Source organism: Streptomyces sp. RerS4 (assembly GCF_023515955.1).
In the GTDB taxonomy this organism is placed as follows: domain Bacteria; phylum Actinomycetota; class Actinomycetes; order Streptomycetales; family Streptomycetaceae; genus Streptomyces.
On the sequence record NZ_CP097322.1, the window covers coordinates 6,721,639 to 6,733,837 of the forward strand.

General features: G+C 74.1%; 12 protein-coding genes. 9 read left to right on the forward strand and 3 right to left on the reverse strand.

The window, feature by feature from the left end:
* Positions 1–305: 305 nt before the first annotated feature.
* A complete protein-coding gene (locus M4D82_RS30110; protein ID WP_249770348.1) occupies positions 306–1,271 on the reverse strand; it encodes a dihydrodipicolinate synthase family protein in 966 nt (321 codons plus the stop codon).
* Between the two features lie 70 nt (positions 1,272–1,341).
* On the opposite strand from M4D82_RS30110, the gene M4D82_RS30115 reads away from it, so the two are divergent.
* From M4D82_RS30115 to M4D82_RS30130, 4 genes are all read left to right on the forward strand, one after another.
* On the forward strand, positions 1,342–2,277 hold the full coding sequence (locus M4D82_RS30115) for a LysR family transcriptional regulator (protein WP_249770350.1): 936 nt from the start codon (positions 1,342–1,344) through the stop codon (positions 2,275–2,277).
* An 81-nt stretch (positions 2,278–2,358) separates the two neighbouring features.
* Positions 2,359–3,447: an S-(hydroxymethyl)mycothiol dehydrogenase gene (locus M4D82_RS30120; RefSeq protein WP_249770352.1), complete on the forward strand. Its 1,089-nt coding sequence runs from the start codon at positions 2,359–2,361 to the stop codon at positions 3,445–3,447.
* A 54-nt stretch (positions 3,448–3,501) separates the two neighbouring features.
* Positions 3,502–4,266: a PIG-L deacetylase family protein gene (locus M4D82_RS30125; RefSeq protein ID WP_249770354.1), complete on the forward strand. Its 765-nt coding sequence runs from the start codon at positions 3,502–3,504 to the stop codon at positions 4,264–4,266.
* Positions 4,267–4,329: 63 nt separating this feature from the next.
* Positions 4,330–5,163: an enoyl-CoA hydratase/isomerase family protein gene (locus tag M4D82_RS30130; RefSeq protein WP_249770356.1), complete on the forward strand. Its 834-nt coding sequence runs from the start codon at positions 4,330–4,332 to the stop codon at positions 5,161–5,163.
* A gap of 10 nt (positions 5,164–5,173) precedes the next feature.
* Here M4D82_RS30130 and M4D82_RS30135 read toward each other — a convergent pair whose 3' ends face one another.
* Positions 5,174–6,082, reverse strand: a complete 909-nt coding sequence (locus tag M4D82_RS30135; protein ID WP_249770358.1) for an SDR family oxidoreductase — start codon at positions 6,080–6,082, stop codon at positions 5,174–5,176.
* A gap of 75 nt (positions 6,083–6,157) precedes the next feature.
* On the reverse strand, positions 6,158–7,261 hold the full coding sequence (locus M4D82_RS30140) for a hypothetical protein (RefSeq protein WP_249770360.1): 1,104 nt from the start codon (positions 7,259–7,261) through the stop codon (positions 6,158–6,160).
* Positions 7,262–7,476: 215 nt separating this feature from the next.
* On the opposite strand from M4D82_RS30140, the gene M4D82_RS30145 reads away from it, so the two are divergent.
* The 5 genes from M4D82_RS30145 (at position 7,477) to M4D82_RS30165 (ending at position 12,185) form a co-directional block, all read left to right on the forward strand.
* Positions 7,477–8,454, forward strand: coding sequence for an NADPH:quinone oxidoreductase family protein (locus tag M4D82_RS30145; protein WP_249770362.1), 978 nt, complete (start codon positions 7,477–7,479; stop codon positions 8,452–8,454).
* Positions 8,451–9,650 (forward strand): acyl-CoA dehydrogenase family protein, encoded by a 1,200-nt coding sequence (locus M4D82_RS30150; protein ID WP_249770364.1) that lies wholly within the window; start codon positions 8,451–8,453, stop codon positions 9,648–9,650. The genes M4D82_RS30145 and M4D82_RS30150 overlap by 4 nt, the downstream gene beginning before the upstream one ends.
* Positions 9,647–10,762, forward strand: a complete 1,116-nt coding sequence (locus M4D82_RS30155; protein ID WP_249770366.1) for an acyl-CoA dehydrogenase family protein — start codon at positions 9,647–9,649, stop codon at positions 10,760–10,762. The genes M4D82_RS30150 and M4D82_RS30155 overlap by 4 nt, the downstream gene beginning before the upstream one ends.
* Before the next feature lie 134 nt (positions 10,763–10,896).
* Positions 10,897–11,274 (forward strand): tyrosinase family oxidase copper chaperone, encoded by a 378-nt coding sequence (locus M4D82_RS30160; RefSeq protein WP_249770368.1) that lies wholly within the window; start codon positions 10,897–10,899, stop codon positions 11,272–11,274.
* A 47-nt stretch (positions 11,275–11,321) separates the two neighbouring features.
* Positions 11,322–12,185 (forward strand): tyrosinase family protein, encoded by an 864-nt coding sequence (locus tag M4D82_RS30165; protein ID WP_249770370.1) that lies wholly within the window; start codon positions 11,322–11,324, stop codon positions 12,183–12,185.
* The last annotated feature ends 14 nt before the right edge of the window (positions 12,186–12,199 follow it).

Consider the following 12,199-nt stretch of genomic DNA (forward strand, 5'->3'; position numbering starts at 1 on the left):
GGGAAAAGGGAATCGGCCATTGCGGGGAAATGATGTTGAATCGTCCGGCGTGACTCACATCACGGATTCGAGCCCCCTGTCGGGGGTAGGGGTCAATACGACCAATTCACCGCCCGATGCGGCCGATTCGGGCCACCGGTGTGAATCGCTCAAATCGCCCATGAGGCATCTTTTCCCCCCTCCAATGGCCCGCGGATCGCCGCCACGGCCTCCCGGGGCTCGTCCGCGTGACAGCGCACCGTCGAAACGCGCGTGCTGCGCCCCCACACGCCGACGGCCGTGACAAGCCGGCTTCGCCAGGCCGTTCAGACGGCCGCCAGGGCCGCTCGGGCGTCCAGCGTGGCCGTTACCGCCGCTTCGGACGCCGGAAGCAGAGGCAGGCGGACATGCGGGGTGGGGATCAGGCCCAGGGCGTGCAGGGCGCCCTTCACCACCGCCGGGTTCGGCTCCGCGAACGCCGCCGCCGACAGGCGGGCCAGCGCGTGCCCGAGGGGGCGCGCCCGGGTCAGGTCCCCGGCCCGCCAGGCCGCCGCCAGCTCGGCGAACCGATCCGTCGCCAGGTGCGCCGAGGCGAGGATCCCGCCCGACGCGCCCAGGGCCAGCAGCGGCGCCAGGTACAGGTCGTCCCCGGCGAGCACCGTGAAGCCGGCCGGCAGGTCACCCAGCAGCGCCACCGCGTCCGGGCCGATCCCGCCGCCCGCGTACTTCATCCCCGCGACCCCGGGCAGGGCCCCCACCGCCCGCAGCGCCGCCGCGTCCAGCGGCTGCCCCGTCCGGTACGGGATGTGATACACGATCAGCGGTACGGGGCTCACCTCCGCCAGCCGCTCGAAGTGCGCCAACACCCCCGCCGCCGACGGCCGGACGAACGACGGAACCGTCACCAGGGCCGCCCGCACCTGCGGCCACCGCGCCAGCCGGGCCAACGCCGCCTCGCTCGCCCGGGTCCCGCTCGCCCCCGCGCCCACCGTGAGCGGCGCGCCCCGCTCCCGGCAGACGCGGGCGCAGATCTCCGTCACCAGGTCCCGCTCCGCCTCGTCCAGCGTGGCCGCCTCGGCGGTGGTCCCGAGCGCCACGATCCCGGTGGCGCCCGCGTCCAGCAGCCGGTGGGCGAGCGCCTCCAGCGCGTCGGCGGCGATCTCCCCGTCGCGGCCGAAGGGGGTGACGAGGGGGACGTGGATCCCGTCGAGGATCGCCGAGGGCGTGCCGGTCGTGCCGGGCGTGCTGGTCGTACCGGGCGTGCCGGTCGTCTGCTCTGTGTTCTGTCGCATGAGAGGAGCCTCGCCCGCCGCGAGCGTCGAATCCAGTTCGCTTTTCTTCATCGAACCGTAAGCTGATCCGATGCTCGACGTACGCCGCCTGCGCCTCCTGCGGGAACTCGCCCGCCGGGGCACCATCGCCGCCGTGGCCGAAGCCCTGGCCTTCAGCCCCTCCGCCGTCTCCCAGCAACTCTCCGCCCTGGAACGCGAGGCGGGACTGCCCCTGCTGGAACGCACCGGCCGCGGGGTCCGCCTCACCCCGGCCGCCGTACACCTCGTCGGGCACGCCGACGCCGTGCTGGAGCGGCTCGAACAGGCCGAGGCCGAACTCGCCGAGGCCCGGAGCGGCCTGGCCGGGGTCCTGCGCGTCGGGGCCTTCCCCACCGCCACCCGGTCCATCGTCCCCGCGGCCCTCACCCACCTGGCCGGCCGCCACCCGGGGCTGGAGCCGATGGTCCGCGAGATCGACCCGGCGGCCGTCGGGCACGCGCTGCGGGCCGGGGAGCTGGACGTGGCCCTGATCCACGAGTACGACTTCGTCCCCGCCCCCGACGAACCGGGGCTCGCCACCCGGCCCCTGTACGTGGAGGCGATGTACCTCGCCGAGCCGGCCGCCACCCCGCCCGCCGTCACCCCGCCCGCCGACGACCAGGACGCGGTGCTGCGCGCCCATCGGGACGCGCCGTGGATCACCGCCACCCCCGGCACGCTCTGCCACGCCATGACCGTACGGGCCTGTCAGGCCGCCGGGTTCACGCCCCGGGTCCGCCACCAGGTCGACGAGTTCGCCACCGTCCTCGCGCTGGTCGCCGCCGGCCAGGGCGTGGCCGTCGTACCTCGCCTCGGGGTCACCGACCCGGCGGATCCCACCGTCACCCTCACCCGCCTGCGCATGGAGCGCCGTACGAAGATCGCGTGCCGGGCCGGCTCCGGCGGCCACCCCGCCGTCGCGGCCTTCACGCGCGCGCTACGGGCCGTCGTACCCCCGGATCCGGCCACGCCGCGCGCCGGGGCGTGACACAACTCCCGCCCGGCGCGCCGCCCGTGTACGTTCGATGATCCAGACCGATCCGATCCATTTTTCAGAGCGGGGAACGACGTGACACATCGCGTACGGGGCGTCATCGCGCGGAGCAAGGGCGCACCGGTGGAGACGACCACCATCCTCGTGCCCGACCCGGGCCCGGGGGAGGCCCTCGTCAAGGTCCAGGCCTGCGGGGTCTGTCACACCGACCTCCACTACCGCGAGGGCGGGATCAACGACGAGTTCCCCTTCCTCCTCGGACACGAGGCGGCCGGGGTCGTCGAATCCGTGGGCCCGGACGTCACCTCCGTCGCCCCCGGCGACTTCGTCGTCCTCAACTGGCGCGCGGTGTGCGGCACCTGTCGCGCCTGCAAGCGGGGCCGCCCCTGGTACTGCTTCGCCACGCACAACGCCACGCAGCCCATGACCCTGGAGGACGGCACCCCGCTCTCCCCGGCGCTGGGCATCGGGGCCTTCGCCGAGAAGACCCTGGTCGCCGCCGGCCAGTGCACCAAGGTCGACCCGGCCGCCTCCCCGGCCGCCGCCGGGCTCCTCGGCTGCGGGGTGATGGCGGGCCTGGGCGCCGCCCTGAACACCGGCAACGTGGGCCGCGGCGACTCGGTGGCCGTCATCGGCTGCGGGGGAGTGGGCAACGCGGCGGTCGCCGGAGCGCGACTCGCGGGCGCCTCGAAGATCATCGCCGTCGACCTGGACGACCGGAAGCTGGAGTGGGCGCGCGGGCTCGGCGCCACCCACACGGTCAACGGCCGTACGGACGACGTGGTCAAGGCCATCCAGGCCCTCACCGACGGCAACGGCGCGGACGTGGTCATCGAGGCCGTCGGCCGCCCCGAGACCTACCGACAGGCCTTCTACGCCCGCGACCTCGCCGGCACCGTGGTCCTGGTCGGCGTCCCCACCCCGGACATGAAGCTCGAACTGCCGCTCCTCGACGTCTTCGGCCGCGGCGGCGCGCTGAAGTCCTCCTGGTACGGGGACTGCCTGCCCGAACGCGACTTCCCGCTGCTGATCGACCTCTACCTCCAGGGCCGGCTGGACCTCGACGCGTTCGTCTCGGAGACGATCCCCCTCGACGGGGTCGAGGAGGCGTTCGCCCGGATGGAACGCGGCGAGGTCCTCCGCTCGGTCGTCGAGTTCGGATAGTTCGCCTGCCCCCTAGGGGGTGTCCCGTCCGTCCGTTCCCCTAGGGTGCGGTCCATGAGCGAACGAGCCGATCAGCAGGCACCCTTGCAGCCCATGCCCACCGACTGGCAGCGCGCCCTCGCGGTGGTGGCCCACCCCGACGACCTGGAGTACGGCTGCGCGGCGGCCATCGCCGACTGGACCGACGGCGGCCGCGAGGTCGTCTACGTCCTGGCGACCCGGGGCGAGGCCGGGATCGACACCGTCGACCCGGCCCGCTGCGCGCCGCTGCGCGAGGCCGAGCAGCGTGCGAGCGCGGCGGTCGTCGGGGTCTCCACAGTGGAGTTCCTCGACCACCGCGACGGGGTCGTCGAGTACGGCCTCGACCTGCGCCGGGACATCGCGGCCGCCATCCGGCGCCACCGCCCCGAGCTGGTCGTCACCCTCAACCACCGCGACACCTGGGGCGGCGAGGGCGGTGGCGGCTACTGGAACACCCCCGATCACCGTGCCGTCGGCCGGGCCACCCTGGACGCGGCGGCCGACGCCGGCAACCGGTGGATTTTCCCGGAACTCCTCGCCGAGCAGGGCCTCGAACCCTGGAACGGGGTGCGCTGGGTCGCGGTGGCGGGCTCCGCCACCCCCACCCACGCGGCCGACGCCGGGCCCGGCCTGGAGCGCTCGGTGAAGTCCCTGCTGGAGCACAAGGCCTACATCGAGGTACTGACCGACCAGGATCCCGAGGAGTACGTACGGGCCTTCCTGACGGGCAACGTCCAACAGGCGGCGGCCCGCTTCGGCGGCCGTCCGGCCGTACCGTTCGAGGTCTTCCCCCGCTGACCGGACACCCCTAAGCTGACGAACCGTCAGCCGGCAAGGGTGGTCCGGGGGAGGGAGCGGGGCGTGATCGACACGATCTCGAACGAGATCGGCGAAGGCGAGGAACGCCTGCGCCTGGAGGTCGCGGACGGGATCGCCGTCCTCACCCTGTGCCGCCCCGAGAAGCTCAACGGCTGGAGCTGGGAGTCCACCCGCCAGCTGGGCCTGCTGGCCGACCGGATCCGCTTCGACCCCTCCGCGCGCGTGGTCCTGCTGCGCGCGGAGGGCCGGGCCTTCTGCGCGGGCATCGACGTGACGGCCCCCGGCGGGGCCATCACCGGCGCGAGCGCCGCGCAACGGACGCGCGACTACTACGAGGGCATCCGCTGGGTCCACGAACGCTTCGCCGTGTTCTCCGGGCTGCCCCAGCCGGTCGTCGCCGCCGTCCAGGGCCACTGCCTCGGCTTCGGCTTCGAACTGGCCCTCATGGCGGACATCCGTGTGGCCGCCGACGACGCGCTGTTCGCCCTGCCCGAGGCCCGCCTCGGCGTGGCCGTCGACGCCGGCGGGGACCTGCGCGTCGCGCGCGAGGCGGGTGCCGGCTGGGCCAAGCTGCTGGCGCTGACGGGCCGCAGGATCGACGCCGCCACCGCCGAGCGGCTGAACCTCGTCCAACTGCGCGTCCCCGCCGCCGAGCTGGACGCCACCGCCCGCGCCCTCGCGGCCGAGATCGCGGCGAACGCCCCGCTCGCCGTGCAGGGCATCAAGCGGGCCGTCGACTCCTACGCCGACGCCGCCCTGCCCGCCGCCCTCGACGGCGTCGCCATGACCGCCGCTCTCACCCTCACCTCCGAGGACTCCCGCGAGGGATACGCCGCCCAGGCCGCCCGCAGGACCCCCCACTTCCGAGGAGCCTGAGCCCCCTCGGTCACGGACCGGGCGGAAGGGCGAACGGGGCGCGGCCCAGTTGTTCGCGCACCGGGACCACCTCCGGCTGGACCAGGGAGCGGCGTTGCCAGTTCGCGCCGTCGACCACCAGCGTGTGGCCGGTGACGAACCGGGCGTACGGGGAGGCCAGGAAGGTCGCGGCCCAGCCCAGCTCGCGCGGTACGCCCACCCGCAGCGCGGGCTGTCGGGCGGCGTGGCCCTCGGGCGCGGCCCGCGTCAGGCCGCCGCGGATGTCCTCGGTCATGTCGGCGTGCGGGAACAAGCCCGGCACCAGCCCGTTGATCTGGATGCCGTACGGGCCCCACTCGACGGCGAGCGTCTCCACCAGGTTCTTCACGCCGGCCTTCGCGGCGGCGCTGTGGGCGAAGCCGGGGCCGCCGGTCCAGGCGTACGAGGCGCCGACGCTCACGATCGACCCCGGCGTGCCGGCGGCGAGGTGGCGGCGGCCGAACTCGCGGGTGGCGAACCAGGTGCCCGTGAGCGTGGTGTCCACGACGGCCCGCCAGGCGTTGGGGGAGAGGTCCTCCGCCGGGCAGGGGAAGTTGGCCGCCGCGTTGTTCACCAGGACGTCGGGCGGTCCGAGCGCGGCCTCGGCGGCGTCGAAGACCTCGGCGACCCGCTCCGGGTCGCGGATGTCGCAGACGGCGGCGGTCACCGGGCCCGCGCCCGGCACCGCCGCCAACTCCGCACAGGTCGCCTTCAGTTGTTCCTTACGACGGCCCGCGATCACCACGCCCGCGCCGAGCCGGGCGAACTCGGTGGCGATGGCCTTGCCCAGCCCGGTGCCGCCGCCGGTCACGAGGACCACCTGCCCGTCGTACGTGCCGGAGGGCAGCGCGGCGGCGCCGAGCGGGGGCGGCGCGGGCAGCCCGCGCGAGGGGTTCTCCATGCGTCCATCGATAGCGTGCGGACGCTCGGATCACCATGCCCTGGGCGGACCCGGTCCGCCGGGATCCGGGGCGGGTCAGCTTCCCGGGTGGTAGGCCTGCTTCGTCGCGCAGGTCCAGATCACCGGCTTGAGCTTGCCCTTCGCGTTCACGGCCGCCCCGCCGACGCGGTCGCCGTCCGAGACCGCCTCGGCCATGCTCGCCTGGCCCGCGGCGAGCCGCGGCAGCGCCTTGACCGGGCCGGAGCCGGCCCACAGCTGCGCCTGGTCCGGCAGGGTCAGCTGGTCCGGGTGGAACTTGGCGGTGCCGACGCTGACGTTCGTCGTCGGGCTGATCGCCTCGAACGTGCCGTACGGGTGCGTGCTCAGCGCGCCCGGAGACGTACCGGGGCCGGTGGACGTCCACGCCCACGGCTTGTACTCGGACCACGGGCCGGCCCAGTCGTAGCCGACGATCCGGCCGCTCTCGTCGAGGTCCTGGACATAGCTGTCGTTCCCGCTGGCGGCCAGCAGCCGGGCCGGGCCGCCGTCTCCCGGCCACAGCACGGGACGGGTGCCCTCCAGGTGCTCGCCGGTCTCGGGGACCTCGTAGTCCTGTTCCGCCATGCCGAGGATGTCGCCCCGGTTGTTGATGCCGGTGACCATCCTGATCCGGCTACCCGGTCCGGCGTCGGCCGGCAGCGGCAGTTGGCGCACCTTCTGCCCGTCCTTCCAGACGGCGCCGCCCCCGCCGCGCGCGTACGAGACCACGTATCCGGCGTCGTTGACGTCGGCCTCCAGGTCGTTGCCGCCGTCGCCGTCCGGCAGCGGGGTGATCGCCGCGGCGCCCGCCTGGTAGGTGAACAGGGACGAGCCGCCCGTCGAGGGGTGGAGGAGACCCACCATCAGGCCGTGCGCGTTGACGGCGAGCACCTCGCCGGTGGTGTTCGGATCGGTCAGCGGAACCCGGTGGACGGTCGTGCCGGTCCAGTAGACCGGCTTGTACCCGGAGACGCCGACGGCGAGGTCGCCCGCGCCGAAGTCGAGCACCCCCTGGCTGCGCCGTCCGTCGCGGACGTACGACTCGTCCCCCACCGTGCCGAGCACCTGGATCTTCGGCGCGCAGGTCGCCGGCGCGGCCACGGCCGGGCCCGCCGCGGTGATCAGGCCCGTCAGAACAACGGCGGCTCCGGCCGCGGACATGCTTCTTCTCATGTGGTGGTCCCCCCTGGACAGGTGCTGTTCCCCGTTAAGTCATGACACGTGCACGACACATGTTGCCCCACGTGGGGCGGAAGTGGCCGGATCGAGGCGGGATGTTTTTGGTGCCGGTCGGGGTGCGAACGGTTCCCAAGGTGACAAGCGACCGCTTAGTATGCCGCTGAGCGTGGTCCCTCGACGGCGGCTGGAGGCCCCGGATGCAGGCATGGCGAGTACACACCCCCGGCGAACCCCGAGAGGCCATGCGCCTGGAGGAGATCCCCGAACCGGTGCCCGGCGAGGGCGAGGTGAGGCTCAAGGTCCTCGCGGCGAACCTCAACTTCCCCGACGCGCTCCTCGTCCGGGGCCAGTACCAGATCCGCCCGCCCCTGCCCTTCACCCCCGGCGTCGAGATCTGCGGCCTGACCGACGACGGCCGCCGCGTCATCGCCAACCCGAGCCTGCCCCACGGCGGCTTCGCCGAATACGTGGTCGCACCCCGGCGGGCCCTGCTCCCGGCCCCCGACTCCCTCGACGACGCCGAGGCCGCCGCCCTGCACATCGGCTACCAGACCGGCTGGTTCGGCCTGCACCGCCGGGCCCGCCTCCAGGCCGGCGAGACCCTCCTCGTGCACGCCGCCGCCGGCGGGGTCGGCAGCGCCGCCGTCCAACTCGGCAAGGCCGCGGGCGCCACCGTCATCGGAGTCGTCGGCGGCAAGGCCAAGGCGCGCACCGCCGAGGAACTCGGCTGCGACCTGGTGATCGACCGTACGACCGAGGACGTCGTCGCCCGGGTGAAGGAGTTCACCGGCGGCCGCGGGGCCGACGTGGTGTACGACCCCGTCGGCGGGGACTCGTACACCGCCTCCGCCAAGTGCGTGGCCTTCGAGGGCCGGATCGTCGTCGTCGGCTTCGCGAGCGGCACCGTCCCCACCCCCGCCCTCAACCACGCCCTCGTCAAGAACTACTCGATCCTCGGCCTGCACTGGGGGCTCTACGCGACCAAGGACCCGGCCTCGATCGCCGCCTGCCACACCGAACTCACCCGCCTCGCCGCCGAAGGCGCCATCAAACCCCTCGTCAGCGAGACCGTCGCGCTCCCCGCCGTCGCCGACGCCGTCCAGCGCCTCGCCGACGGCACCACCACCGGCCGGATCGTCCTGATCGTGCCCCGGGACGGAGAGGTCTCCCGATGACCGCGACCGTGATGACCGCCGAGCACCTCCTCGCCCGTGTACGGGACCTCCTCGCCGCCCACCCGCCGGCCACCACACCCCGCGCCGACTTCCTGCGGGCCCGCTTCGACGCCGGACTGGCCTGGGTGCACTTCCCCGAGGGCCTCGGCGGCCTCGACGCCCCCCGGGCCCTCCAGGCCGTCGTGGACGCCGAACTGGAAGCCGCCGGAGCCCCGGACAACGACCCGCGCCGGATCGGCATCGGCCTCGGCATGGCCGCGCCGACGATCCTCGCCTACGGCACCGACGAGCAGAAGCGGCGCTTCCTGCGCCCCCTGTGGCTGGGGGAGGAGGTCTGGTGCCAGCTCTTCAGCGAACCCGGCGCCGGATCCGACCTCGCCGCGCTCGCCACCCGAGCCGTCCGCGACGAGGAAGGCGGCGACTGGGTGGTCGACGGGCAGAAGGTGTGGACGTCCAGCGCCCACACCGCCCGCTGGGCCATCCTCATCGCCCGCACCGACCCCACCCTGCCCAAGCACCAGGGCATCACCTACTTCCTCTGCGACATGCACGCCCCCGGCGTCGAGGTCCGGCCGCTGCGCCAGATCACCGGCGAGGCCGAGTTCAACGAGGTCTTCCTCACCGGCGTCCGCATCCCCGACACCCACCGCCTCGGTGCCGTCGGCCAGGGCTGGGCCGTGGCCCGTACGACCCTGATGAACGAGCGCGTCGCGATCGGCGGCATGCGCGTCCCCCGCGAAGGCGGCATGATCGCCCCCGTCGCCGCCACCTGGCGCGAACGCCCCGCACTGCGAACCCACGCCCTGCACCAGCGCCTGCTGGAGCTGTGGGTCGAGGCCGAGGTGGCCCGCCTCACGGGCGAGCGCCTGCGCCAACAACTCGCCGCCGGCCGGCCCGGTCCCGAGGGCAGCGGCATGAAACTGACCTTCGCCCGCCTGAACCAGGAGATCAGCGCCCTGGAAGTCGAACTCCTCGCCGAGGAGGGCCTGTTGTACGAGGACTGGACCCTGCGCCGGCCGGAGATCGTCGACTTCACCGGCCGCGACGCCGGATACCGCTACCTGCGCGCCAAGGGCAACAGCATCGAGGGCGGAACCAGCGAGATCCTCCTCAACATCGTCGCCGAACGCGTCCTCGGCCTGCCCACCGAACCGCGCGACGACAAGGACACCCCGTGGAAGGACCTCCTGCGATGACGGCATCGACGGTCGACCTGCTCTACTCCGAGACCGAGGAGGAACTGCGCTCCGCCGTACGGTCCCTGCTCGCCGATCGCTGCGACCCCGCGAGCGTCCTCGCCCGCGCCGAGACCGGCGACCCGTACGACCCGGCCCTGTCGCGCACCCTCGGCGCCGACATCGGGGCCGCCGGGCTCCTCGTCCCCGAGAAGCTCGGCGGCGCGGGCGCCGGCCACCGCGAGGCCGCCGTGGTCCTGGAGGAACTGGGCCGCGCCGTGGCCCCCGTCCCGTACCTGACGGGCTCCGTCCTGGCCGTCGAGATCCTGCTCGGCTGCGACACCGAGAGCCCCGACGTGGCCGCGCTGCTGCGGGAAATCGCCGGCGGTCGACGTACGTGCGTCCCCGCCGTCCCCCTCACCCTGGCCCCGGGCGCGCCCCTGCCGCGGCCCGTCCACGACGTCGGCGGCGGACGGCTGACCGGCACCCTCACCTCCGTCGCCGACGCGGCGGCCGCCGACGTCCTGCTGGTCCTCGCCGACACCGGACTGCACGTCGTCCCCGCCGCCTCCGCCACCCTGACGGCGGCCGTCCCGCTCGACCTGACCCGCCCGTTGGCCACCGTCACCCTCGACGCGGCCCCCGGCACCCGGCTCGCGGACGCCGCCACCGCCCGCGCCGCCCTCGCCGGAGCCCTGATCGGCGCGGCCGGACTGCTCGCCTCCGAACAGCTCGGCATCGCCGAGTGGTGCCTCACCGAGACCGTCACCCACCTGCGGGCCCGCCACCAGTTCAACCGCCCCGTCGGCTCCTTCCAAGCCCTCAAGCACCGGCTGGCCCGCCTCTGGCTGGACGTCGCCTCCGCGCGCGCCGCGGCCCGCGCGGCGGCCGACGCCCTCGCGACGGGCGCCGCCGACGCCCCGCTCACCGTCGCCGTCGCGCAGGCCCACTGCTCGGGCGTCGCCGTCCGCGCGGCCGAGGAGTGCGTACAGCTCCACGGCGGCATCGGCATGACCTGGGAGCACCCCGCGCACCTCTACCTCAAGCGCGCCAAGGCCGACTCCCTCGCCCTCGGCACAGCCGGCCACCACCGCGGGCTGGTCGCGGACTTCGCGGAACTCCCGGCCCCGTAGGCCCCAGGGGGTGCGGCGCCTTGCATGAGCCGCCGCGCCCCCGCCTTCCCAAGCACCTCGCGCCGTAGAGGTGACCTCGCCCCCGCGCCCCGCGTTAGACCGCGTAGCGCGGACCGCCGAGCGAGGGAGACCGTATGGACGCCGTATCCGCATCCGTCGTCGCACCACCGACCCGTCGCGCCGTCCTGCGTACGGCCCTCACCGCGGCCGTGCTCGCCGGCACCGCCGCCGCCCTGGGCCCCCTCCTGCGCGCCCGGCGGCCCCGGCAGACGCTCACCCCGGCCCCGCTCGCGGAGGAGACGTACCGCGGCCGCCACATCAGCGTCGACCTCGCCTCGGCGGCGGTCCACATCGACGGCCGGCCCCTGCACGTCATGCGCCGCGCGGACGGCAGCTACCTGAGCGGGATCAACCACTTCGAGTCCTATGCCACCCCCCTGGAACTGGCCCGCGCCGCCGTCGACGAACTCGGCACCACCCCCCTGGCCCTCGCGGCCCCCCACCACGGCTGACCGACCGGCCGACCGGCCGGCGGGAACGGAACGGCGAGGAGCCCGACGTGTACACCCGCAAGAACCAGAGGGACCTGACGAGCGCCCAGAAGAAGCGCTTCACGGCCGCCGTCCTGGAACTCAAACGCAACGGCACCTACGACACCTTCGTGCGCACCCACGACCGGTACTTCGTCCCCGACAAGGACCGCAAGCTGCGCGTCGGGCACATGTCCCCGTCGTTCTTCCCCTGGCACCGGCGCTACCTGCTGGAGTTCGAGAAGGAACTGCGGGCCCTCGACCCCGGCGTGTCCATCCCGTACTGGGACTGGACCACCGACCGCAGCCCCGCCTCCTCCCTGTGGGCCGAGGACTTCCTCGGCGGCACCGGCCGCGCGAGCGACCGCAAGGTGATGACCGGCCCCTTCGCCCACGACAACGGAAACTGGACCATCACCGTCGGCGTGTCCGAGGCCCGCTTCCTCACCCGCAACCTGGGCCGCCCCGCGAACCCGATCACCCTGCCCACCGCCGCCGAACTCCAATGGGCGCTCGACGAGCCCGTCTACGACACCTCGCCCTGGGACTCCACCGCCACCGCCGGAGGCTTCCGCAACCGGCTGGAGGGCTGGGCCGCGCCCAAGAGCGAGCGGTGGCGCAACCACAACAAGGTCCACCAGTGGATCGGCGGCCACATGACGGGCGGCACCGCCCCCAACGACCCGGCGTTCTGGCTGCACCACGCCTTCGTCGACCTCGTCTGGGACCGCTGGCAGCAGCGGCACCCCCGCTCCGGCTACCTGCCCGCCGCGCCCCTCGCCTACGGCGACCTCCAGCGCGGCCGGGTGATCGCCCTCGACGAGCCGATGCCCCCGTGGGGCGTCACCCCCCGCGAGATGCTCGGCCACCAGGGCGTCTACCGCTACGAATAGCATCCCGCGTGCGG

Excerpts from the sequence above, each read along its gene's own strand:
- M4D82_RS30150 (WP_249770364.1), top strand. The coding sequence starts at position 8,451 with ATGACCGCGACCGTGATGACCGCCGAGCACCTCCTCGCCCGTGTACGG.
- M4D82_RS30140 (WP_249770360.1), bottom strand. The coding sequence starts at position 7,261 with ATGTCCGCGGCCGGAGCCGCCGTTGTTCTGACGGGCCTGATCACCGCG.
- M4D82_RS30125 (WP_249770354.1), top strand. The coding sequence starts at position 3,502 with ATGAGCGAACGAGCCGATCAGCAGGCACCCTTGCAGCCCATGCCCACC.
- M4D82_RS30155 (WP_249770366.1), top strand. The coding sequence starts at position 9,647 with ATGACGGCATCGACGGTCGACCTGCTCTACTCCGAGACCGAGGAGGAA.
- M4D82_RS30110 (WP_249770348.1), bottom strand. The coding sequence starts at position 1,271 with ATGCGACAGAACACAGAGCAGACGACCGGCACGCCCGGTACGACCAGC.
- M4D82_RS30160 (WP_249770368.1), top strand. The coding sequence starts at position 10,897 with ATGGACGCCGTATCCGCATCCGTCGTCGCACCACCGACCCGTCGCGCC.
- M4D82_RS30135 (WP_249770358.1), bottom strand. The coding sequence starts at position 6,082 with ATGGAGAACCCCTCGCGCGGGCTGCCCGCGCCGCCCCCGCTCGGCGCC.
- M4D82_RS30145 (WP_249770362.1), top strand. The coding sequence starts at position 7,477 with ATGCAGGCATGGCGAGTACACACCCCCGGCGAACCCCGAGAGGCCATG.
- M4D82_RS30115 (WP_249770350.1), top strand. The coding sequence starts at position 1,342 with ATGCTCGACGTACGCCGCCTGCGCCTCCTGCGGGAACTCGCCCGCCGG.